We start from the raw sequence: 24,918 nt of genomic DNA, 5'->3' as shown, positions 1-24,918 counted from the left end.
TCAAAGAAGTCGAGGATTTTTAGGATCATGACTTGGCTTTCAGGCCTATATTTCATCAGCATTGCTAGTCTAGTATTTTGTGTTATAGGTTTGATACTTTCTGGGATCATTCTTATTTCCCGAAAATTTCTAGTTAAAATTCATCCTTGCAAGCTAAAAATTAATGATGATGACTCTCTCACTAAAACAGTAGATAGCGGTCATACTCTGTTATCTTCCCTTTTAGATTCGGGTATTCCTATACCTTCTCCATGCGGAGGTAAAGCTACTTGTAAACAGTGTAAGGTAAAAATTGTAAAAAATGCTGATCAACCCTTAGAAACAGATCGCGCTACTTTTTCGAAGCAGCAGCTAGAACAAGGTTGGCGTCTTTCCTGCCAAACAAAAGTTCAACATGACATGTGTTTGGAAATAGAAGAACGTTATTTAAATGCTTCTTCTTGGGAAGGTACGGTGGTTTCTAATGATAACGTAGCAACATTCATAAAAGAACTTGTTGTATCTGTTAGTCCTGAACATCCTATTCCCTTTAAACCCGGGGGATATCTACAAATTAGCGTTCCCGCATATAAAACCAATACTTCCGATTGGAAGCAAACCATGGCTCCTGAATACTACAGTGATTGGGAACACTTTAATTTATTTGATCGAACTATAGACAACAGTCTCCTAGAATCAGACTCTGCAAATAAGGCGTATTCTCTAGCCTCATATCCTGCAGAGCTTCCTGTTATTAAATTCAATATTCGTATTGCAACACCACCTTTTATTAATAATGCTCCGAATCCAGAGATTCCTTGGGGAATATGCTCATCGTATATTTTTTCATTAAAACCTGGAGACAAGATTACTGTTTCTGGTCCCTATGGAGAATCTTTCATGAAAGAAAACAACCGTCCCCTGATTTTCTTAATCGGTGGTGCGGGTTCTTCGTTCGGTAGAAGCCATATTTTAGATCTCTTATTAGATAAGCATTCTACAAGAGAAATTACCTTATGGTACGGAGCACGCTCTCTAAAAGAAAATATCTATCAAGAAGAGTACGAAAAATTACAGAAGGACTTTTCTAATTTCCACTACCATTTGGTATTGTCAGAGCCTCTTCCTGAAGATATCGCCTCAGGTTGGGATAAGAATAATCCTGAGAAAACGAATTTTCTATTCCGAGCTTTTGAGCTTGGTCAACTCAGTAAACTGAGTAATCCCGAAGACTACTTATATTATGTATGTGGCCCGCCACTACACAACAGTAGTATTTTAAAATTACTCGATAACTACGGTGTAGAGCGATCTTCTATAGTTCTCGATGATTTCGGAAGCTAGTACGTAGCTTAGGGTTTTTTCGCCATAGATATTTTATCGGTTATTAGATCTTAACATTCGAATTAATGACATGACATAGATCATCATGGCGAGGAAACTAAAGACCATATGTGTGGCTTGGCTAATTGCATAAGCTCGACTATTGGTAAATCCTCCGTAAAAAGTCGTCTGGTCATTTGGAATAATAGGAATAAGTTCGCTAGAATTTGAACTATTTCGACAACTAGGAGCGACTTCTAAACCTCCCAGTGTTGTCATTGCTGATAGAAAAGTCAGGAAAATTCCAAATACAGCTGTGTTCACAATCCCAACAACTCTATAGTGGTTATCAACATTTTGACGACGAACTCTCACTCTTCCTCTATTATGAGATTCTGTTTGTTCATCATTTTGATCTTCCCCAGTATTTCCAAACCACCTCAAGCATCGGTTAAATAAGACATCACGAAGTCCGGGAGCAGCGTATTCTAACAGATCCCGACCGAGCATGGTCCATCCAAAGAAAGTCACTAAACCATATAAAGCTACTGTGCATTGTGTAGTAGTAGAACGCGCAGCCATACGAATATTATTTATAACGTCGTATAGATTTACAATAGGGCCAAAAGCACGAAAACACAAAGCTGCTATACGCATATTTCGGTATCTTTCTCTTCTAGCACGAGGATTTGTTAACATTAAAAAGACACTACAAATGCCATCAATACCAAAAAAGAGGATGCTTACAGCTAATAAAGAGCCGTTCAAAGTCGTATCAATAATAGGGAAAATCCATACAATAGACACTGCGTCAGAAACTCTCATGATATTAGTAACAACTTCTGCAGATCTATCAAGAAAGTTTTGAGGAGGCAAGGCTATCTCTTCAGCCTGAACATCAGAGTCTGGCATATTGATTAATGTCTGTATCCTAGCAAATACATTAGGGCTAGAAGAGCGTGTTATAGAGACTCCTTGAACACTATAACCCACAACTCCGAAACCTTCTTGTTGATCATTTCCATTCGATAGCGATGATTCACCAATCTCTATCACACTAGATTCAGAAACAACATTAGTAGTAACAGAATCCACTCCCGCAGTTAACATAAATGCGTTCACAATAGCATTGTTAAAAGCAGGATCATAAAAATTCACCCAGAAAAAACCTAAACTTGCCGAGGAGTATGGGAGCGTTGTTACTCCAGACCTTGAAAATCCCTCAGCATCCATACAGGAAAAGAAATCTCCAGGAACTCGAAAATAAAAAGATCGTGGGTGATTAGGATAATGCGAAGGACAAATCCCTACTAAAACTATGTTACGAGCATGTCTTGTGTGTTGAAGGGCTTCTTGAACATGCTCAGCGCCATTTCCAAAGAAATAATGAATAAAAACACTACCTCCAGGATGAGAAGCAAAGAAAGCATCCCAAGTATCTAAGATAGCTTGAGAAACTGGGGACATCTGATTTGGATCTCTTCTACAGAAAAATGATGAGAATCCCCCACTTCCATCATTATAGATTCCTACAACTTCTCTACCTCCTAATAATTGGCTCAAATGCATAGCCTCATTTTGAGCTCCGTAATATCCCGACTGACTTCCATTTGTATATCCGACTCCGACCAAAGGCGCCGGGGTAGGTGATGTTGTATAACTTTCATAAACAGCCTCAAAAATAGGCACTTGGTGTCTATTTGTAGAGGATGGCACTCCGTGGGCAAATAAATATGTAGAGTCTCCGTAGCTAACATCTGATTCTGAAGTAATGGATACGGAGACTAACGATGCCTCTGGACTCTCTGGAGCAATACTCGTCGTATTAATAGAGTCTTGTATAGATTGTATATCACTAAGTAGAAGAGATTCTGTTGCATTAGATTCTAGAGTAGATTCAGAATCACTAGAAGAGATGTTACTCAGTAAACTAGATCGATTCGAGAATGATGCTCCTTCATTTTCAAAAGAATATTGGGGGATAGATCCTAAGAATCTATCCGGATTAGAATTACGTATAGGGGTGGACATAAAATTAATGGGTGTTCTTACACGTTTATCTCATAGGTAAAAAATAGAAAATCCCATGAGATCTGAACAAAAATCAGTCAAATAAATAAAAGTACGACTTTATAATCTCCGAAAAACAAAACTCGGAGTTCAGTGTGTTTGAGGACCGTTAGTAAGGGAAAAAACAATGAAACTATTTAATAACTTTTAGGGACTAGTTCTCTTTGAGAATCTAGAAATACCCTTAACGGAGTATCTCAATACATTTGCCTAGGCAGTTAGGCACCGCTTGTAAGCGCGCTTGTACTTATGCATTATTGATACCAAAATTACTAAATAACTTAAGAAGAGTGAAATAAGTCACTTCACTTGGGAGGAAATTATATCCAAAGGAATTTATTTTGCAAGCATCAAAAAGAATGCGAGCAAAAAAAAAGGAGAATATTTCTATTCTCCTTATAAAAAACTCAATTTACGAGTCAAAATAACTAAAAGCTTGGCAACGACCTACTCTCCCATACTCTTGTGTATAGTACCATCGGCGATAAAAGGCTTAACTTCTGAGTTCGGAATGGGGTCAGGTGTGTCCCTTTTTCCATTATCACCAAGCAAATTCTTGTAACGTAACAATTCACGTATACTAATAGACGCTTAAGAGGGTCTTTAGTATCAACTTACATCGATCGATTTATTTCAACAAAAAAGCCTATTGAGCTTTTTATATGATAAAAACCAAGTCAATGGACTTATTAGTATTGGTTAGCTAAACACATTACTGTGCGTACACACCCAACCTATCAACCACATAGTCTATATGGAGTCTCATAGGGATACCTTATCTTAAGGGAGGCTTGGCATTTAGATGCTTTCAATGCTTATCCTTTCCGAACGTAGCTACTCGGCTATGCTTTTGGCAAAACAACCGACACACCATTGGTTCGTCCATTCCGGTCCTCTCGTACTAGGAACAGCTCCTTTCAAGTATCCTGCGCCCACAAAGGATAGAGACCAAACTGTCTCACGACGTTTTGAACCCAGCTCGCGTACCGCTTTAATTGGCGAACAGCCAAACCCTTGGGACCTTCTCCAGCCCCAGGATGCGATGAGCCGACATCGAGGTGCCAAACCGCCACGTCGATATGAACTCTTGGTGGCGATCAGCCTGTTATCCCCGGAGTACCTTTTATCCGTTAAGCGACGGCGATTCCACTTTCCACCGCCGGATCACTAAGCCCGACTTTCGTCTCTGCTTGACTTGTAGGTCTTACAGTCAACCTATTTTATACCTTTACGCTCTACTCGTGATTGCCAACCACGATGAAATAAGCTTTGGGCTCCTCCGTTACTTTTTAGGAGGATACCGCCCCAGTAAAACTGCCCGTCTGGCAATGTCCATATTCCAGATTCATGGAATTATGTTAGACTCCCAACTTGTTAAGACCAGTATTTCAACGATGACTCCCACTCTCCTAACGAAGAGTGTTCATAGTCTCCTGGCTATGCTACACATAACAAATCAAGAATCAATACCAAAGTACAGTAAAGGTTCACGGGGTCTTTTCGTCCTTTTGCGGGTAAACAGCATCTTCACTGCTACTACAATTTCACCGAGTCTTTCGTTGAGACAGTGCCCAGATCGTTACACCATTCGTGCAGGTCGGAACTTACCCGACAAGGAATTTCGCTACCTTAGCACCGTTATAGTTACGGCGGCCATTCACCAGGGCTTGGGTTCAATGCTTTGCCTTGCGGCTGACATATTCCTTTAACCTTTTGGCATTGGGCAGGCGTCACACCATATACTTCCCCTTAGAGGTTTGCATAGTGCTGTGTTTTTGTTAAACAGTCGCCTGGGCCATTTCTCTGCGGCCTCCCGGAGCTCATACCGTAAAGGTAATCACCCTAGAAGGCTCCCCTTCTTCCGAAGTTACGGGGATAATTTGCCGAGTTCCTTAACGAAAGTTATCTCGCGCGCCTTAGAATACTCATCTCGCACACCTGTGTCGGTTTAGGTACGGTCACCATCAACAGCTAGAAATTATTTCTTGAAAGCATTGCGCTACACTATCAGTTCCTCCGAAGATTTCCCTTAACCACAACCTAACCTTATGTTAGCGGATTTGCCTACTAACCAGTCTCATTGTGATACGGACATTTCCAATCGTCCGCGTGCTTAACGTACTCCGTCATTCCATTGCTAAAGTTTTAGGTGGTACAGGAATATTTAACCTGTTGCTCCATCGTCTACGCATTTGTGCCTCGACTTAGGGGCCGACTAACCCAGGGAAGACGAGCTTGACCCTGGAAACCTTGTGCTTACGGCGAGGAAGATTTTCACTTCCTTTATCGTTACTTATGCCATGGATCTTCACTAGTATCCGCTCCAGTACTCCTTACGGTATACCTTCGCTGCTGAATACTACGCTCTCCTACCGCGTATATATAAAATATACACCCGCGATGTCGGTTTTATGCTTGAGCCCCGATTATTATTGGCGCGATGATTCTCGATTGGTGAGCTGTTACGCACTCTTTAAATGATTGCTGCCTCTAAGCCAACATTCCAACTGTCTTAGAATCATCACTTCCTTACTCACTTAGCATAAAATTTGGGACCTTAATCGGCGGTCTGGGCTGTTCCCCTCTCGACAACGAAGCTTAGCCCCCGCTGTCTATCTCCCGGACTCGCTTTTGGTATTCGGAGTTTGATTTCCGTTGGTAAGCCGGTAGGCCCCCGCTAGAATTCAGTGCTCTACCCCCAAAAGCTTAATATCCGAGGCTAACCCTAAAGTTATTTCGGAGAGAACAAGATATCTCCAAGTTTGATTGGCCTTTCACCCCTATTCACAACTCATCCAAACATTTTTCAACATGTACTGGTTCGGTCCTCCACAAGGTCTTACCCATGCTTCAACCTGGTCATAAATAGCTCACTTGGTTTCGTGTCTAAATCAAACGACTATACGCTCTATTAAAACTCGCTTTCGCTTCGGCTCCGGAATGTAAATCCCTTAACCTCGCCGTTTAACTTAACTCCCTGGCTCATCATGCAAAAGGCACGCCGTCAACCATTGCTTCCGAGGAAGCTATAGGTCTCCGACCGCTTATAAGCTACTGGTTTCAGGTTCTATTTCACTCCCTTAACAAGGGTTCTTTTCACCTTTCCTTCACAGTACTGGTTCACTATAGGTCATTGACTAGTATTTAGACTTGGAGAGTGGTCTCCCCAGATTCAGACTAGGTTTCACGTGTCTAGCCCTACTCAGGTATCGAATAGAGTCTCTTGTTCTTTCGTTTACGGGACTATCACCCTGTATCGTTCTACTTTCCAGAAGTATTCAACTAAAACTTAAGATCTCATGTTATCGACCCTACAACCCCACACCAATGATGTGGTTTGGTCTTCTCCCCTTTCGCTCGCCGCTACTTAGGGAATCTCTTTGATTTATTTTCCTCTGCTTACTAAGATGTTTCAGTTCAGCAGGTGTCGCTTTATATGCCTATGTATTCAGCATATAATGGTAGACGATTAATCTACCGGGTTGCCCCATTCGGATACCTCCGGGTCATAGCTTTATACCAGCTCGCCGAAGATTACTGCAGGTAAACGCATCCTTCATCGCCTGTCAATGCCAAGGCATCCGCCAATAGCTCTTAACAACTTGGTCTGTAAATTATTGATCCATGCAAGTTAACTTCACCAAAGACAGATATTCTTAAACGTCTATTATTATATGTGAATTTACTTGTTACCATATTATTTACATAACATACTTGATCGTAAACTGAATGTTTTGAAAACAAACGCTTAACAATGCAAAAGAAATAGAATACAAGTTTTCAAAAGATGCTTGCCCAACCTAGTCAAACCGTCCTAAGACAGTTATCCTTATCCTTAAAAGGAGGTGATCCAGCCCCACCTTCCGGTAGGGCTACCTTGTTACGACTTCATCCCAGTCATCAGCCTCACCTTGGGCGCCTCTCTCCTTTGCAGGTTGAGTCAACGACTTAAGGCAAAACCAACTCCCATGATGTGACGGGCGGTGTGTACAAGGCCCGGGAACGTATTCACGGCGTTATAGCTGACACGCCATTACTAGCAATTCCGACTTCATGTAGTCGAGTTGCAGACTACAATCCGAACTGGGGCCAGCTTTGAGGATTTGCTCCATCTCGCGATATTGCTACCTTCTGTACTGGCCATTGTAGCACGTGTGTGGCCCTGGGCATAAGGGCCATGCTGACTTGACGTCATCCTCGCCTTCCTCCTGGTTAACCCAGGCAGTCTCGTTAGAGTTCCCACCCTAAGTGTTGGCAACTAACGATAAGGGTTGCGCTCGTTGCGGGACTTAACCCAACACCTCACGGCACGAGCTGACGACAGCCATGCAGCACCTGTGTATCTGTCCTTGCGGAAAACGACATTTCTGCCGCGGTCAAATACATGTCAAGCCCAGGTAAGGTTCTTCGCGTTGCATCGAATTAAACCACATGCTCCACTGCTTGTGCGGGCCCCCGTCAATTCTTTTGAGTTTCACCCTTGCGAGTGTACTCCTCAGGCGGCATACTTAACGCGTTAGCTACGACACGGATAGGGTTGAGACTATCCACATCAAGTATGCATCGTTTACGGCAAGGACTACCAGGGTATCTAATCCTGTTTGCTCCCCTTGCTTTCGCGCCTTAGCGTCAGGTGTAAATTAGAAAAGCGCCTTCGCCACTGGTGTTCTTCCACATATCTACGCATTTCACCGCTACACGTGGAATTCCCTTTTCTCCATCTACCCTCTAGAAAGATAGTATTAGATGCTGATTTGGGGTTGAGCCCCAAGATTTAACATCTAACTTTCCTTTCCGCCTACACGCCCTTTACGCCCAATAAATCCGATTAACGCTAGCACCCTCCGTATTACCGCAGCTGCTGGCACGGAGTTAGCCGGTGCTTCTTTACCTGGTACGCTCAAATCAATTGGATATTAGCCAATTTCTCTTATTCCCAAGCGAAAGTGCTTTACAACCCTAGAGCCTTCATCACACACGCGGCGTCGCTTCGTCAGACTTTCGTCCATTGCGAAAGATTCTCGACTGCAGCCTTCCGTAGAAGTCTGGGCAGTGTCTCAGTCCCAGTGTTGGCGGTCAATCTCTCAATCCGCCTAGACGTCAAAGCCTTGGTAGGCCATTACCCCACCAACAAGCTGATATCCCATAGACTCTTCCTTAACCGAAAGGTCCGAAGATCCCCTTCTTTAATATGTTTTAGATGCCTAAACATACCCCATTCGGTATTAGCGGTCGTTTCCAACCGTTATTCCCAAGTTGAGGACAGATTATCTATGTATTACTAACCCTTCCGCCACTAAATAACAACCGAAGTCATTATTCCGTTCGACTTGCATGCCTCATCCACGCCGCCAGCGTTCAATCTGAACCAAGATCAAATTCTCAGAAAAAATAAATTTAAAAATTAACGGATTTTAAAAATCCGAACAAGCATTCTTTATACTGGCTTGCATTCTATCTCATTTGCATTGTTAAGAAGAGAAGATCGGCTATGCCGAACCCTCATTTGCGCATCCACATCGAAGTGTGGACTCTTCCTTCTTTCGCTTTCCGCGGTGAAGAAGAAATCAATATCTTATATAAACGGCATTTATTTATGCAACATATTTTGCTGCACTTTTTTAAAACTGAAAATTATCTAAATCCAATTTATGCCCTCACAACACTGTCAGAGCCAGAAAAATTCATTTCTTTTTTTCTCATTATTTTATTTTTCGATCTCAAATCTACCTGTTTCCAAGCTTGATATAAACCTATCAAAACTCTATTTCGCGCTAAACAGCTCGAGAAACACCCTAAAACAAATTTTATTATGTAAAAAAAATTTGATTTCTGTTGTCGCTGAAATTGTAAATTCTAATTTCCTATTAAGGTATAGAGATCCGGCTCTCGAAAGCACTCCACACCCTTCTTTTATTCCCAGAACTATTCTTATATATAATTTGGAAACATTTCCCTTAATTAAGAGAGACTCTTGCCTCCCCTATGATTTAAATCTGTAGAAAGAGATAGGTTATCTATCATTCATAAGATAGGGAATTATTCTGGTAGAATTCGGGAGGTATACAGATTCTTGCGAAAGGAAATGATTTAAGTAGTTGTCTTATTTGAAGCCCAATTAGCTTTAACTAGCGAATTATGTTTGAGATCATAGGCTTTTTGTCTTGGATAAATATTATCGTCGGGATAATATTTTCTCTTAGCTTTCATAGCTTGTGGCGAACGTAGCTCAGTTGGTTAGAGCGTCGGATTGTGGTTCCGAAGGTCGCGGGTTCAAGCCCCGTCGTTCGCCCTTCTTTATCTTCTTTGTTTCTTTTGCAATTCTTGCTATAACCAAGTATTAGAATAAATTCTCACTCTACTAAAAACCTTGTGTCTATTCATGGTAAGAGAGCGACAAAAATCTAAATCTGTCTTATTTCCTTCGATTCCCTTCGCAGTTAGGGCAAGCATCTATTTGTTTTTGGCTTGTTTCTCAGGATTGAGTTTATGGAGTTTTCATAATACTCAACCTTGTACCCAAAATTGGATAGGATTGCTTGGGTGGTCTTTAAGTTCCTTTCTTTTATATTGCTTCGGAGCAGCGTCTTTTCTTATCCCACCCTATTTCTTATGGTTATCCTTCCTAAATATAAGAAAAACACCTTCAAAGATCTTACATCGTAAAGCACTTGCATTTGCATGCATTCCTATCTGTTCCGCGATATTGCTATCGATGTTTTCTCCAGTACAAGTATTACCTCATATTTTAGACGCCCGTCTTCCTAAATTTATTTTAGGAATTAATCCTCCTGTTTCTTATTTAGGGGGCATTCCTTTTTATATTCTTTATGCCGGACAATCTTTCTGTTTGAAACATTTAATTGGTTCGGTGGGTACTGGTCTTATCTTTTCATTTATATTGTTCTTTTCTATTTTTTATCTCTGTGGAGGTATAGTCCTAATTAAAAAAAAAATTCTGCAAAAATTCCTCAAAAACAGATTTCAAGCCTGTTGGCGCATTTGCAAAAGTATTTTAAGAAGACTAACTAACAAGCAGAATTATCTCCCTAAACCTTCAATTAAAGTTCCTTGTGCTCCCATAGCAAGGAATGATGCAAGGAAACTTCCGACTCCAGTTGTTTCGCTACCAATAGAAAAGGGAGATCTATTTGATGATCAACATATAACTCCCCAAGAATCTTCAGACAAAGCAACTCTTTTCCTAGCTCCTCATCCTGAAAAACGTATTTTATCTACATTCACGAAACCACAAAATACAGCTCAGAAAGAATCTAAGATTACTGTATTACCTCAATCCCTACCCCGACCAAGTAAGAGAGTTGAAAAATCTCCCCCTATGGATTTATCAACATTTGGCGGAGGGAGTTCCGAGCTACCTCAATACCATCTGTTGAGTAAAAGCGACAATTCAAAACCAGAGTCTCTTCGTGAAGAACTTCAAAAAAAAGGCATGCTTTTACAACAAACTTTAGAAAGTTTTGGAATAGATGCTGATATTGGGAATATTTGTTTCGGTCCTACGCTAGCCGCATTTGAAGTACAGCCTCATACAGGTGTAAAGGTTCAAAAAATAAAGGCTTTAGAAAATGATATAGCTTTGAATTTGCAAGCTTCTAGCATTCGTATTATCGCACCCATTCCTGGGAAGGCTGCCGTTGGCATTGAAATTCCTAACCCTTATCCTCAACCGGTAAATTTCCGCGACTTATTAGAAGATTATCAAAAACAAAATCATAAGCTACAGGTTCCTCTTTTACTTGGGAAAAAGGCCAATGGCGATAACTTCTGGGCAGACTTAGCAACGATGCCTCATTTAATTATTGCGGGAACGACGGGGTCAGGAAAATCCGTTTGTATCAATACGATTGTCATGTCTCTGATTATGACAACACTACCTTCTGACATCAAACTTGTTATTGTCGATCCGAAAAAAGTAGAGCTCACTGGGTATTCTCAATTACCCCATATGTTAACTCCTGTGATCACAGAATCTCGTGATGCTCATAGTGCTCTAGTCTGGCTCGTTAAAGAAATGGAACTTCGTTATGAAATTTTAAGATTTTTGGGTCTTCGAAATATTCAGGCTTTTAATTCTCGTGAGCGCAACATTGAAGTAGAAACTTCTTTTGACAAAGAAATTCCAGAAAAAATGCCTTTTCTTGTCGGTATTATCGATGAGCTTGCTGATCTTTTACTTTCTTCTTCTCAGGATATAGAAACACCTATCATTCGTTTAGCACAAATGGCAAGAGCTGTTGGCATTCATTTAATCTTAGCCACACAAAGACCTTCTCGTGATGTAATTACAGGATTGATTAAAGCAAACTTTCCTTCCCGCATTGCGTTTAAAGTAGCTAATAAAGTGAATAGTCAAATCATTATAGATGAACCTGGAGCAGAAAATCTCATGGGAAATGGAGACATGTTAGTTGTTTCTCCTTCTTCTTTTGGAGCAGTTCGCGCTCAAGGAGCTTATATTTGTGATGAAGACATTAATAAAGTCATAAAAGATCTATGTTCTCGATTCCCGACAAAATATGTCATTCCTTCATTTGATACTTATGAAGACTTTGTAGGAGATGATTCAGCAGACAGAGATCCGCTATATAACCAAGCAAAAACTCTTGTCTTACAGACAGGGAATGCTTCTACGACTTTCTTACAAAGAAAACTTAAGATTGGTTATGCTAGAGCAGCTAGTTTGATAGATCAACTTGAAGAGGCGAGAATCATTGGTCCTTCAGAAGGGGCAAAGCCTCGTCAAATCTTAATACAAATGCCTCCGCAAGAAGGATAAGTTTATGGAAGGTTTTTTCCCTTTAGCCTCAGGTTCGAAGGGGAACTGTACCTATTTGGGAACGGACTCCTGTAAAATTCTGATAGATTTAGGTATTAGCAAGCAGCTTGTAACTCATGAACTGCTATCTATGAATATCCATCCCGAAGATATCCAAGCTATTTTTATTTCTCATGAGCACTCCGATCATATTTCCGGCATTAAGAGTTTTATAAAAACATACAATACACCGGTTATCTGCAATCTCGAGACTGCACGCAGTCTATGTCAATTATTAGACGTTCACCCTACTTTTAAGATTTTTTCTACAGGAACAACATTTTCATTTCATGATTTAACAATTCAAACTTTCAATGTTCCTCACGATGCTATAGATCCAGTAGGATTCATTTTTCATTATCGTGATGAAAAGTTAGGTTTTTGTACTGATTTAGGTTGGGCAACTTCATGGATCGTTCACGAGCTTTATGATTGCGACTATTTGCTTATAGAAGCAAACCATGATCCCGAACTCGTCCGGCAATCAACGCGTCCCGATATTTATAAAAAACGTGTTCTCAGCAAACTAGGGCATATATCCAATCGTGAGTGTGGAGAATTATTACAAAAAATTCTTACCCCTAAAATTAAGAAAATCTATCTTGCTCATCTTTCCAGCGAATGCAACACTCCTGAATTGGCTTTATCCCAAGTATCTTCTGCTATAGAGAATATTACATCGATTCTTCCTGTAATTGCAGAAAGCCAAGGAATTTCTGATCCCATGTACTTTAGGTCTTTAGTAAACGTATGAAATTAGAATCCATTTCATCCGAAACTCTACATATTTCTTTAGATCATAACTGGGAAGAGAGCACTCCCTATAGTATGGAGAGGGCCTCACAATTACTTAATTTCAAATTTCTTCCTTTTCTTACTTTTGCAGATTGGAAAGTAGAAGAAAAAGTCCGAAAATTATGTGATAAGGCTAAGAAAAAACGTTTCATTTCTCCGTTAGCTAAGTGGCTTGGGGAACTTCATAAACAAGATCTAATCGCTCCTCCCATGCCTCCTGTAGCAGTATGCTGGATAAATTCATACGTTGGTTACGGAGTTTTTTCCCGAGAAAGAATCCCTGCCTGGACATATATTGGTGAATATACTGGAATACTTCGTCGCCGTCAGGCTATTTGGATGGATGAAAACGATTATTGTTTTCGTTATCCCCTATCTTTAGGTCTGTGTCGCTATTTCACTATCGATAGCGGTGGTCAAGGGAATTTTACTCGCTTTATTAATCATAGCGATAAGCCTAATGTGGAGGCTATAGGAGTTTTCCAGAACGGATTGTTTCATGTGATTATTAGAACAATTCAAGTAATTGAAGCGGGCGAGGAATTATGTTATCACTACGGCCCGCTATATTGGAAACACAGGAAAAAACGAGAAGAGTTCATTCCTGAAGAAGAGTAAATATTTAGCTCTTCTCGTACGTTCCCATTAGTTCAGCACTGTCTACAACGTGATTCTCCATCACTTCAAGAAGCTGATCTCTGGTTACATTTTCTTCTGCTGGCAAGATAGTATCTAAAGCATAACAGTAGAAAAAGTAGCGATGTTGTCTATCTGGCGGACATGGGCCTTCATAACAAGCTTTTCCTGAAGTATTCAATCCCTGAACAGCAAAAATAGTTGCGCCTTCTGCTAGTTCGGTTATGGTTGGAGAGAGGTTATACACCACCCAGTGAATCCAAAGACCATCGGCTCGTAGACTTCTAGGCACGTCGGGATCTTCAATGATCAATGCTATGCTTTTTGCTTCTGCAGGGACATCTTTAAATATTAGGGGTGGAGAAATGTTAACGCCTTGACATGTATACTTCTTCGGAATTGGTTTTCCGTAATCAAATGCTGGTGAGAGTAGTTGCATAATGCATCTCCGTTTAGATATCTAGATTTTGCAAAACATTGGATTTAGCATCTTCTTCCAGTCTAAGTAGGGCAACTTCCCGATTTGTAGATAATACATCCTTAAACAAAGCTACCAAAGCTATAGAATTTAGAATTACCATACCCGCAAACCCTGTGTCAGAAAGGCTCCAGATCAATCGCATGTCTACAATTCCTCCGAAAGGTATAACCGCAACAAACAGAATCTTCAACCAAGAGTTGGCTCGTTTCCCAGGTATCATATATTCTAAACTTTTTTCTGCGCAAGCAAACCAAGTCAAAGCTGTTGTATACCCAAATAAGGCCATCGCAAGAATAACAACAAGCCCTCCAAGGGATCCGAGACTTGATTTAAAGGCGTGTAGTACCATAAGGGTTCCTTCTTGTCCCGAAGCATAGGCACCAGACACAATAAGCACGAGAGTCGTAATCGAACAGACTACCATAACAATAACGGGCGGTAAGAGAGTAACCAAACCATCGATAACAGGATTTTTACTTTGAGAATCGGATTGTAAAATTGATACCATACCGCTACCACAATCAGTTGCCATGATGGCGCGGCTCATTCCCGTTGAGATCACTTGAGTTATTGTATAACCCCCCAAACCTGCAACAGTAGCTTTTATTCCAAATGCAGATGAAACAATAAGTTTTAATGCAGGAAGAATCATAGAACTATGTTGCGCAAGAATAACAAGACAAGAAATTGCGTAAAAACCGGCAATGAAAGGAATCACTCTAGCCGAGAATCTAAGAATACGTGTATTTCCTCCTATGAGCACAGGAAGGATTGTTAAGGCGAGAATAAACCCTATCAAAAACTTCAGGGAGACACTCTCAGCACAAAGGGGCACGATACAATTAATTTGTGCAAAATTTCCTGCTGAAAATGCTGTGATAATTGTGAATATACAAAAAAGACCGGCAAGGAACTTACTCCCCATACCATAGGCCAGGCACGCTGTTGGGCCTCCGATAAACTCTCCGGATTTCCCATGAAGCTTACGATATTTTATCCCTAAAAATGATCCCGAATATTGAACAATCGCTCCTAGAAGAGCAGCTATCCAAATCCAAACTAAGGCACCCGGACCTCCGCAAGCAATAGCGATAGCCATACCCGCGATATTTCCTGTACCAAAATTTCCAGCAAGAATTCCCGCTACAGCTTCATAACGAGATACCTTACCATCTTCAGTAGATGGACTCTCCTGTTTATTTTTTAACATGAGACTAAAGCCAAGCTTCAATCCCGTGAATTGTAAACCGCGAAGTTTCCATGTTAGTAACCCACCAAGAAGTAAAATCATGGGGAATACACAGAAGGAAATGCAAAAATTATTTAATTGTTCTAGAAAATGTAACATTGGACTCTCTCTTTATTGCTATTAGTGTTCTTAATGGAAGATCACAGCAAAATTAGCTCGTAGCTTCCTCTCCTTGTTTAGGGGAAAGGAAGCTACATTGTAGAGAGCTTAAGAAGGTTGAGATATCACGATATCTAAAAGCTCAGGCCACCTTTCCCCTTGCACAATGGAGGCAACGGTCCCGGAATCCAATCCTAAGGTGGAGGCAAAAGCAGCAATATCTTCCTCAGTGATAACACCCTGAGCAGCAGCTTGAGAAAATACTTCGCTTAATTCGGACATGAACATATTCCAAATCCAATCACGGCCTTGCATTTTCTTCATACCCTCAATCAATGAAGGATTTTCAGCTAATAGCTTTAATAGAGCTAAAGGGTGAAGTTCTCTGATGCGGTTTAAAGCGCTCTTAATCTCACTTTGAGACATAGCTAATGAAATAGAAGATTTTTCAGAAGCAGCGTCAACGACGAAAGAGATATCTCTTTTGTCTTGATCCGTTATCTGAGCTTCATATTTCTTAAAGTTAGCTTGCACTTTCTGTGTGTCCTTCTTAGATTGACTACGTCGAGCAAATAATCTTCGCGAACGACGTGAAGGCTTCTTTTCACTTTCCGTGAGTATAACAGATTCGTTATTTATGTCCTTCGTGTTTTTTGAGCGCTGCCTAGATCCATAAGGGTTCAAGCAGCAACTACTCAAACTCAAGAGTAATACCAAACCGCCAAAACTGTACTTATAGATATATTTTTTCATTGCTTTAGTTAAATTTAAAATTAAAAGTTATAATATTATATCACAAATACATTAAAAATAGAGTGTATTTGCGTTTTTATTTTTTAATATTAAGATTTTTAACATCATAACCATATCTCTCTGGTTTCCCTCGGGGAAATGATTCTTGAGTTTCTCGGGTTGATTTGTTATTGGCCATTTTGTTATCAACATGGGGCATTTAGTTAATCCTCTTTATTAAGGGAAATTAACAAAACAATTGGATGCCAGAGGATCTTATGTTAAAAATCCTTACAATTCGAAGCTGCGCTTGTTTAGTAGCTTGTCTTTTAAGTTTTCCTTACATTTCTTATGGAGCTCCGACTTCGTCGGCGATGCTTCCCATGAACACACATTCTGGCAAAGGGAAAATAGGGTCTGATTCCTGGATCGAATATAAACTACGTCAATATCCAGAACTACTTTGGTTAACAGAGCCATCGACTGCAGCAAGCATTACTTCAACATCTAAAACAGCTTATTCTTTATCCCTATTTGATAAAAAAATCCCTGCTTTTGATGTGGCTATACGTAGTTTGATATATCTCCATTTATTGATACAAGGCTCACGCCAATCTTACGCTCAGCTCTGTCAACTACAGCCATCAGAAGATAGCATCACGTTTAAGCAATTCCAAACTACCCATAGGCAGTTGATTTATTTCTTAAACTCTCCTAAACATTTTGATAACACTCTAAAAATCCTAGAAACAGCCATTGTTTTGAAACATATGGGGTGCTCTGCAAAAGCTGCTGCAAACTTTAAACCTTACTTCACAGAGTCTCGGGCTGACGCTTTTTATGCAAAAGCTTTACATGTGTTAAAGGCTTTTCCGGAATTAAGCCCCTCATACTCTCGACTATCCCCTGAGCAAAAAGAGGTATTCGTCGCTTTACGCCGTTTAGCTGATTACGATTCGCTCTTCAATCTTACAACAATGCCGAGCGCTCAACTGTTATCTATTGGCAGAGCCAAACGTCCTTTAGTGGTTCTAGATTTATATCTCTACTCTCTGGATATCTGCGGAGAAAATAATTGTTCTCAAGAATTTTACTATAATTTTGCTCCTTTATTATCCATGTTGCAGCAACATGCTACTGTAGAAGAAGCCTTTTCTCGTTACTTTACCTACAGAGCAAATCGCCTAGGATTTGAAGGATCTTGTCGCAGCGATATGGCTTTGGTGCGCTTGGCAACCCTTATGGAGCTTTCTCCTGCAGAAGCCAATGCTCTTACTTGGAGTTTTAAAAATCTCCCCATTGATGAATCAGAAAGTTTAGTAAATAGTTTCTATACAGCGCAAGGGGAGCATGTTCCTTTAGAAATCCGAGGTCTTCCTAATCTCATTACTGGTTTGCTGCAGGCAAATCATGGAACAGCAACAGCAAGCCCCGAAAGCCGTTTACGTCAAGTTTACTCTACAGCATTATCTTTAGTGGTAAAAAGTTTGCGTGTGCATAAGGACATGCTAAAAAAGCAATTGCTTGACCAAACAACTGTTTTAGATTTTTCAGAAACTACAGTTTCTTGTGGAGGCTTAGATATCTTTTCTGAAAATATTGCTGTGCGAGTGCACTTAAATGGTTCTGTTAGCGTTACACTTTAAAGTGCAACGCTACATTATTATAACTTTTTGAAAAGATCAGCCATTTCTAAAGCTGTCTTCATCCCAGAAATCCCTAAATTGCACCCTTTAATTCCTGCACGTTGCCATGCAGAATCTATACAAGGTGCTGTGATCACTGAAAAGGTAATTGGGAGATTAAACTCTATAGATAATTCGCTAATCCTTGCTGAAACCTGATCTGCTATATGATCGTAATGTGTGGTTTCACCCTTAATAAGAACACCGCAGGCTACTATAGCGTCATACTCGACACCTGAAGTAAGAAGTTTCTTCAGTGTACAAGGGATCTCAAACGATCCGGGGACACGTACTACAGTCAACTTATCTTCTGTTCCCCCTAGATCCAGAAAAGTCTGTTGTGCTCCTGAAACCAAAGCGTCGGCTATGGGTCCGTTAAAACATGCACCAACGATAGCAACGCGCATGCCTTTTGCCGATGCTACCCCTTTAAATGTTGTCATATGATCCTAGATTATCTTGTGTTTACTTCCTCAATATAAGGAAAGTCTATCCAATGCCCCATACGCTCTTTTTTTGTGCGTAGGTAATATTCGTTTTCTTCGGAGACATTGATTGGGAGAGCGATTCTATCAACAATCTCTAACCCAAAACCCTGAAGCCCGAAATATTTGTGGGGATTATGGGTAATCAATTTGATCTTTGTCAATCCTAGATCAACTAAAATTTGAGCTCCTATTCCATATTCTCTAGAATCCACGGGGAAGCCAATTTCTAAATTCGCATCAACAGTATCGTAACCACGATCTTGTAGGGCATAAGCACGAACCTTATGACCTAAGCCAATACCACGTCCTTCCTGTCCACGTAGATAAACAACAACACCCTCCCCCTCCAATCCAATATATTCCATAGCCGAGCGTAACTGATATCCACAGTCACAACGCATAGATCCCATAATATCCCCGGTAAGACATTCGGAATGCACACGGACAAGAACATTCTCTTTTCCTTTTACATCACCTTTTACCAAAGCAATATGTTGGATACCGTCAAGAAGAGACTCATAAACATGAATATTGAAATCCCCATACTCTGTAGGGAGACGAGCTGACGAAACAGGAATCACTAACCTTTCGGATAACATCCGGTAGGCTATCAAATCAGAGATGGAGATTACCGAAAGTTTGTGTTGTTTAGCAAATTCTATAATTTGGGGAAGACGCATCATAGTATGGTCTTCGTTAACAAGTTCTGAAAGAACCCCACAAAGCTGCATATTCGCTAAACGCATAAGGTCTAAAGCAGCTTCTGTATGTCCAGCACGTTTTAATACGCCTCCTGGAGTGCCTACTAGGGGGAAAAAATGACCTGGACGAACAAAATCTTCGGGACGACTATTAGGATTGGATAATAATTCTACAACCTTTGTTCTATCTGCTGCAGAAACTCCGGTTGTTATTCCTTTAGCAGCATCTACTGAAACTGTGAATGCTGTATGATAACGACAACGATTGTCTTCAACCATAGGAGGAAAATCTAGGTCTTTTATTCTCTCAGGTTCTAAAGAAGCGCAAATAATTCCTGTCGTATATTTAAGAAGGAAAGTCATCTTCTCTACGGTCATCTTCTCACCGGCAATGATAAGATCACCCTCATCTTCTCTCGAAGCTTCATCAACAACAATAACAAATTTCCCCTCAGAGATATCTGAGATTGCCTTTTCTATTGGGACAAAACATGATGCACGTGCATCCTCATCGGATTTTATCACTAGGGTTCCTCCCAATTACTGACCTCTATCCTCTAGGAATGCTAATAGAAATCCCCTATTCACTTCAATCTCTTCCCCTATTTCCTCTATCCAACAATTTCCCAACACGTTTTTAAAGAATTTCCTAAAATCTTAGAAAATTTAGGAAGAATTTTTTGAGCAGAGTCTAAACGATACCCTAAATCTCCAAAAAGGGGCTTTCTTTGATCTCCAAAAATTTTTGGTCCCAGATAAACAATTAGAGCATTTGCTAAATGTTCTTTCAAAAATGCAGTGTGTAAAATAGATCCACCTTCAATAAGAACCTGCAAAATATGTTTAGTAGATAAATACGAGATTAATTCATGTAAATTTACTCTAGAATTTCTAGGTTCGGTAACTAAAACCTCTACATCAAGTTTTTCAATATTTTTAATATGATCTTTTGGACATTGCGTCGTGGTTACGTAGAGGGATTTTCCAGGACTATGAAAAATTTTTGCCTGCGCAGTTACAGCACCCAAACTATCAACGACAACACGCAAGGGTTGATGAGAGTAGAGTTCTCCAGAAGGTTTCCTTGCAGTTAACAGAGGATTATCTTGTAAAACAGTTTTAGAGCCCACAACAATAGCTTGCGAACTAGCGCGTAATTTACCTACATCAATGCGAGCTTCTGAGCAGGTGATCCATTGAGATTCTCCATCACTATCAGCAGTCTGACCATCCAAAGTGGCAGCGCTTTTAAGCACAACCCAGGGTTTACCCGAGGTGCGTTGATAAATATAAGATTTTAAAGACGCCTCGGCTTCTTCTCTACCTAAGCCTTCAAAAACACGTATCCCAGCTTGTCTTAAAGCAAAAATTCCCTTACCAGCAACCCGGTTATCAGGATCTAACAAAGCAACATAAACAGTAGAAACTTTGTTTTTAATTAACAAATTCACGCAAGGAGGCGTGCTTCCATAATGACAACAGGGCTCTAAAGTTACATAAACATCACTACCCTCTACAGATGCGGATGTAGAGTTTATCGCATTTTCTTCTGCATGTGGCAGACCTTTTTTCTGATGATATCCCTCTCCTATAATCTGCCCATTTTTTACAATCACACAACCCACCCAAGGATTGGGTGGAGCAGAAAATCTTCCCTTTTCTCCTAATTCTATAGCTCGACGCATAAAAAATAGTTGTTGCTCAGAGAAATCTTCCATATACTTTGCCTTTGTGAGAAAAGGTAATTAAAGAGTTATAAGGATGTTGGATATAAAATTAATACGCAAGGCACCTGAAGAATGCGAAACTCGTCTTCGTAGGAAAGATCCTAATATTTCTCTTCTTCCCATTCTTGATTTAGACAAAGAAGTCCGCCAATTAAAAACAGATTCAGAATCTATACAATCACAGAGAAAACTGCTCTCTACACAAATCCATAAAGCTAAAGCTCAAGGCGAAGATGTATCTAATATGATTGGTGAAGTTGAAAGACTCTCTCAAGATTTGGAGAAATTAGAAGCTTTACTTGAAGAAAAGAATGCGGATTTACAAGACCTTCTCGTACGCCTTCCTAATTATCCCGAAGAAGATGTTCCCGTATGTCCTGATAAATCGGGGAATAAAGTAATTAAAAGTGTTGGCTCTTTGCCAACATTTTCTTTCACTCCCAAACATCACGTAGAGTTAAATCAAAAATTACAAATTTTAGATTTTAAACTTCCTGCAAAAACTTCGGGATCCGGATGGCCTGCTTATAAAAATCAGGGTGTTCTCTTAGAGTGGGCGCTGCTTACTTATTTATTAAATAAGCAACGGGAGCACGGATTTCAATTATGGCTACCCCCCCTCCTTGTAAAACGCGAAATTCTATTCGGCTCGGGACAAATTCCTAAATTTGATGGTCAATACTATCGTGTAGAAGACGGTGAGCAATCTCTTTATCTGATTCCTACTGCTGAGGTCGTTCTCAACGGATTCCATTCTCAAGAAATTTTTAACGAGAAGGATCTACCTATATATTACGCAGCATGTACGCCCTGTTTCCGTAGAGAAGCAGGAGCTGCAGGTGCTAATGAACGGGGGCTTGTTCGTGTACACCAGTTCAATAAAGTGGAGATGTTTGCTTTTACTACTCCAGAACAAGCTGATCAGGCTTATGAAAAAATGCTGGCTGTCGTGGAAGATATTCTCACAGAATTAAAACTTCCCTACCGTTTATCTTTACTCTCGACAGGAGATATGTCCTTCACAGCATCAAAAACTATAGATGCTGAAGTTTGGCTGCCGGGACAACAATCTTACTATGAAGTCTCTTCTATTTCGCAATGTACAGATTTCCAATCACGTCGTTCAGAAACTCGTTATAAAGATAATCAAGGGAAAATGCATTTTATTCATACCCTTAATGGTTCAGGTTTAGCAACACCGCGTTTATTCGTTGCAATTTTAGAAAATAATCAGCAAGAAGATGGCTCTGTAATTATTCCCGAGGTTCTACGCCCTTACTTAGGGAATCAAGAAGTATTGTTACCTCAAAAATAGGATCTGTATTGCAAATATGAAAAAATCTAAGGCATTATAAACTATACACTGCACGGATAAGATTGATGAAGACCGATTATGACCATTTCAAAAACGCAACCCCTGAAGAACATCTCAAGACTGTTAGAGATCAACATGGAGTTTGTATTGGCGAACCACATACAACAATAAAAGGCTTTTTCTATCATCTAGCAAGCGATGCCTTATCCACGGGTATCTTTCTATTTTTCATCAGAACTCTCGCCTTTCTTCTTCCTATTTCTCAAGGAGCACAAACAGAGGTTCTATTCTCACTAGGATTAGGATGGATTTTTTATCGAGGCTGCTTAAAAGCAAAAAAAGCCTGGTCTTACATGGAGCTTTCTCATCGTTTTATGCTTCAGGAAAAAGAAGAAATAGAGAAACATCCCGAACAAGAACGTTTAGAGCTCAATGTTATCTTTAAAAATCAAGGATTCAAATCTCCTCTTCTTGAAGAAATGGTAGATTATGTCAGTTCTGATTCTACTCTCCTTCTTGATACTATGATCCGCGAAGAACTTCATATTTCCATGGAGAACTTCCCTCATCCTTTAAAACAAGGAGGGACACGTATACTCGGAGGACTTATCGGTCTAATTCTTTTCTTACCACTAGTTCTCTGTTCTAGTTATACAGTAGCAGGTGTATTATCCGGAGTACTTATCACTATACTCTCTGCCACCAAAGCAAAAATATTAGGAAATGATGTGATCACAGAGGTTGTGTGGGTTTTAGGTATTTTTATTACCTCCATAAGCATCGTTTGCACTTGTGTAAAATTTTTATAGGGCCCAGGTATCGTAGTGTTTTCACGGTTATTCTCCACTCCATTTTCACCAGAAATATTAAACAATTTTTTTGAATCAGGTATGACAGAAGATAACAGTCCGATGTTATCTCAAAAGAATCGGTTATTGAGTCGTAACCTTTCTTTAAAGTCCGCATGTATTTCTTTAGGGACTTATCTGTGTGCGTTAGCTTTTTATTGGTTTCGCATTGTGGATATTTCTAATTTATTTGTTGTTTTCACATTTTTTCTTGCTGGAACCCCAGCCTTGATAAAGTCTTTAGACGATATCCGCAATAAGACTGTGAATATTGATATTTTAATGACCTCAGCAGCCTTTGGCTCTATTTTCATTGGTGGAGCCTTAGAGGGATCTTTACTTCTTGTTTTATTTGCCATTTCTGAAGCCCTTGGACAAATGGTATCAGGGAAAGCAAAAAGCACACTAGCTTCTTTAAAACATTTAGCGCCGACTATCGCCTGGATAGTTGGTGAGGATGGGAACCTAGAGAAAACGCCAGTAAGTCAAGTTCAAGTTGGTGATATTATCCGAGTAAAAAGTGGAGAAATTGTCCCTTTAGATGGAGAAATTATTCACGGTTCTTCTTCTATTAATCTTATGCATCTTACTGGAGAAAAAATTCCCAAGTCTTGTCAGACAGGTTCCATAGTTCCTGCAGGGGCACATAATCTTGAAGGGAGTTTTGATCTGAAGGTTTTAAAAACAGGTGCTGACTCAACAATTGCTCATATTATCAACCTAGTTATTCAAGCACAGAAATCTAAACCGCGTTTACAACAACGCTTGGACAAATATTCTTCAGCCTATGCATTAACAATCTTTGGTATTTCGATATCTATAGCTGTTTTGGTTCCTCTATTCACCTCTATTCCTTTCTTAGGACCTAATAGTGCTTTTTATCGTGCATTAGCTTTTCTCATTGCGGCATCTCCCTGTGCATTGATCATTGCTATTCCCATTGCTTATCTAAGTGCAGTAAATGCCTGTGCAAAACATGGAGTTCTTCTTAAAGGTGGTGTGGTCTTAGATCGCTTAGCTTCTTGTAATTCTATTGTTATGGATAAAACAGGAACGCTAACCACTGGAGAGCTTACCTGTATTGGTTGTGATAATTTTGGAGAAAAAAATCCTGATTTCTTCCCTTCTATTTTAGCTTTAGAACAATCTTCTATGCACCCTATTGCACAAGCAATTGTTGCCTATCTTATAAAGAATAATGTTTCCTCTCTTCCTGCTGAGGAATACTGTATGATTCCAGGAAAAGGAGTTCGAGGTATTTTCCAAGGTCAAGAGGCATTTGTAGGAAGAGTCGATACAGCCTTACAAAAAGTCCCTCAAGAGTACGTTCAAGAACTAGAAGAGCGTGTCCACACTGCCAGACAACGCGGAGAAATATGTTCACTAGCTTATTTACAAGGAAGCTGCGCATTATTTTATTTTAAAGATACTCCCCGTACGGATGCTGGAAAAATTGTGAAAGAGCTTAAAGATGAAGGTTATCCTATTAGCATGCTCACGGGAGACCATCAAATTAGTGCAGAAAATACTGCAAAACTCTTAGGAATTTCTGAAGTTTTCTCTGATTTATCTCCAGATGATAAATTAGAAAAAGTACGTGAACTTGCCAAGAAACGTCATATCCTTATGGTTGGTGATGGTATTAATGACGCTCCCGCTCTTGCACAAGCAACGGTTGGTGTCGCTATGGGAGAAGCAGGAAGCGCCACAGCGATAGAAGCTGCGGATATTGTTCTTCTCCATGATGCGATTTCCCTGCTACCATGGATCATAAGAAAGGCAAAGAAGACCCGAAAAATTGTGACACAAAACCTAGGGCTAGCCTTAGCAATTATCCTTCTTGTTTCATGGCCCGCCTCACTAGGAATTATTCCTTTATGGCTAGCTGTGATTCTCCATGAAGGTAGTACAATTGTGGTTGGGCTTAATGCTCTACGATTACTAAAGTAAT

At 40.1% G+C, this 24,918-nt stretch carries 15 protein-coding genes, 1 tRNA gene and 3 rRNA genes; 9 read left to right on the top strand and 10 right to left on the bottom strand.

Translation table 11 applies throughout. The annotated features are described in order from the left end of the window. Nucleotides 1-27: 27 nt before the first annotated feature. Nucleotides 28-1,323: an NADH:ubiquinone reductase (Na(+)-transporting) subunit F gene (gene nqrF, locus O6937_RS02170; protein WP_332390033.1), complete on the top strand. Its 1,296-nt coding sequence runs from the start codon at nucleotides 28-30 to the stop codon at nucleotides 1,321-1,323. A gap of 33 nt (nucleotides 1,324-1,356) precedes the next feature. Here the strand turns inward: nqrF and O6937_RS02165 are convergent, their stop codons facing one another. From O6937_RS02165 to O6937_RS02150, 4 genes are all read right to left on the bottom strand, one after another. After that, nucleotides 1,357-3,333: a DUF687 family protein gene (locus O6937_RS02165; RefSeq protein WP_332390032.1), complete on the bottom strand. Its 1,977-nt coding sequence runs from the start codon at nucleotides 3,331-3,333 to the stop codon at nucleotides 1,357-1,359. Between the two features lie 473 nt (nucleotides 3,334-3,806). Beyond that, nucleotides 3,807-3,921: ribosomal RNA gene (gene rrf / locus O6937_RS02160) — 5S ribosomal RNA — on the bottom strand. A 119-nt stretch (nucleotides 3,922-4,040) separates the two neighbouring features. Next, nucleotides 4,041-6,980, bottom strand: a 23S ribosomal RNA gene (locus O6937_RS02155). Between the two features lie 230 nt (nucleotides 6,981-7,210). After that, nucleotides 7,211-8,762 (bottom strand): 16S ribosomal RNA (locus tag O6937_RS02150). The 16S, 23S and 5S rRNA genes sit together here, the layout of an rRNA operon. A gap of 828 nt (nucleotides 8,763-9,590) precedes the next feature. Between O6937_RS02150 and O6937_RS02145 the strand changes: the two genes are divergently transcribed. From O6937_RS02145 to O6937_RS02130, 4 genes are all read left to right on the top strand, one after another. Beyond that, nucleotides 9,591-9,664, top strand: a tRNA-His gene (locus O6937_RS02145). A 90-nt stretch (nucleotides 9,665-9,754) separates the two neighbouring features. Further along, entirely contained in the window at nucleotides 9,755-12,172 is a 2,418-nt protein-coding gene (locus O6937_RS02140; RefSeq protein ID WP_332390031.1) for an FtsK/SpoIIIE family DNA translocase, read from the top strand. 4 nt (nucleotides 12,173-12,176) lie between these two features. Next, a complete protein-coding gene (locus tag O6937_RS02135; protein WP_332390030.1) occupies nucleotides 12,177-12,965 on the top strand; it encodes an MBL fold metallo-hydrolase in 789 nt (262 codons plus the stop codon). Beyond that, nucleotides 12,962-13,624, top strand: a complete 663-nt coding sequence (locus O6937_RS02130; protein WP_332390029.1) for an SET domain-containing protein — start codon at nucleotides 12,962-12,964, stop codon at nucleotides 13,622-13,624. The genes O6937_RS02135 and O6937_RS02130 overlap by 4 nt, the downstream gene beginning before the upstream one ends. Nucleotides 13,625-13,628: 4 nt before the next feature. Here the strand turns inward: O6937_RS02130 and O6937_RS02125 are convergent, their stop codons facing one another. From O6937_RS02125 to O6937_RS02115, 3 genes are all read right to left on the bottom strand, one after another. After that, entirely contained in the window at nucleotides 13,629-14,081 is a 453-nt protein-coding gene (locus O6937_RS02125) for a YbhB/YbcL family Raf kinase inhibitor-like protein (protein WP_332390028.1), read from the bottom strand. 13 nt (nucleotides 14,082-14,094) lie between these two features. Continuing rightward, a complete protein-coding gene (locus tag O6937_RS02120; RefSeq protein WP_332390027.1) occupies nucleotides 14,095-15,471 on the bottom strand; it encodes an alanine/glycine:cation symporter family protein in 1,377 nt (458 codons plus the stop codon). A gap of 108 nt (nucleotides 15,472-15,579) precedes the next feature. Next, complete coding sequence (locus O6937_RS02115) at nucleotides 15,580-16,224, bottom strand: hypothetical protein (protein ID WP_332390026.1); 645 nt, start codon at nucleotides 16,222-16,224, stop codon at nucleotides 15,580-15,582. Between the two features lie 257 nt (nucleotides 16,225-16,481). On the opposite strand from O6937_RS02115, the gene O6937_RS02110 reads away from it, so the two are divergent. Then, complete coding sequence (locus O6937_RS02110) at nucleotides 16,482-17,849, top strand: hypothetical protein (protein ID WP_332390025.1); 1,368 nt, start codon at nucleotides 16,482-16,484, stop codon at nucleotides 17,847-17,849. A 17-nt stretch (nucleotides 17,850-17,866) separates the two neighbouring features. On the opposite strand, the gene ribH is transcribed toward O6937_RS02110, so the two are convergent. From ribH to ribD, 3 genes are all read right to left on the bottom strand, one after another. Beyond that, nucleotides 17,867-18,331, bottom strand: coding sequence for a 6,7-dimethyl-8-ribityllumazine synthase (gene ribH / locus O6937_RS02105; protein WP_332390024.1), 465 nt, complete (start codon nucleotides 18,329-18,331; stop codon nucleotides 17,867-17,869). An 11-nt stretch (nucleotides 18,332-18,342) separates the two neighbouring features. Beyond that, the gene (locus O6937_RS02100; RefSeq protein WP_332390023.1) at nucleotides 18,343-19,602 is read right to left on the bottom strand and encodes a bifunctional 3,4-dihydroxy-2-butanone-4-phosphate synthase/GTP cyclohydrolase II; all 1,260 of its coding nucleotides are present in this window, start codon (nucleotides 19,600-19,602) and stop codon (nucleotides 18,343-18,345) included. 86 nt (nucleotides 19,603-19,688) lie between these two features. Further along, the gene (ribD, locus tag O6937_RS02095; protein WP_332390022.1) at nucleotides 19,689-20,795 is read right to left on the bottom strand and encodes a bifunctional diaminohydroxyphosphoribosylaminopyrimidine deaminase/5-amino-6-(5-phosphoribosylamino)uracil reductase RibD; all 1,107 of its coding nucleotides are present in this window, start codon (nucleotides 20,793-20,795) and stop codon (nucleotides 19,689-19,691) included. A gap of 43 nt (nucleotides 20,796-20,838) precedes the next feature. Between ribD and serS the strand changes: the two genes are divergently transcribed. From serS to O6937_RS02080, 3 genes are all read left to right on the top strand, one after another. After that, a complete protein-coding gene (serS, locus tag O6937_RS02090) occupies nucleotides 20,839-22,119 on the top strand; it encodes a serine--tRNA ligase (RefSeq protein WP_332390020.1) in 1,281 nt (426 codons plus the stop codon). A gap of 65 nt (nucleotides 22,120-22,184) precedes the next feature. Then, nucleotides 22,185-22,928 (top strand): VIT1/CCC1 transporter family protein, encoded by a 744-nt coding sequence (locus O6937_RS02085; RefSeq protein WP_332390019.1) that lies wholly within the window; start codon nucleotides 22,185-22,187, stop codon nucleotides 22,926-22,928. A gap of 15 nt (nucleotides 22,929-22,943) precedes the next feature. After that, nucleotides 22,944-24,917, top strand: coding sequence for a cation-translocating P-type ATPase (locus tag O6937_RS02080; protein WP_332390018.1), 1,974 nt, complete (start codon nucleotides 22,944-22,946; stop codon nucleotides 24,915-24,917). Nucleotide 24,918 lies beyond the last annotated feature (1 nt).

This window comes from Chlamydia sp. 04-14, assembly GCF_036632095.1.
Classification (GTDB): domain Bacteria; phylum Chlamydiota; class Chlamydiia; order Chlamydiales; family Chlamydiaceae; genus Chlamydia.
Note: the sequence above shows the minus strand (reverse complement) of the source record. Positions and strands in the feature narration are given on the sequence as shown.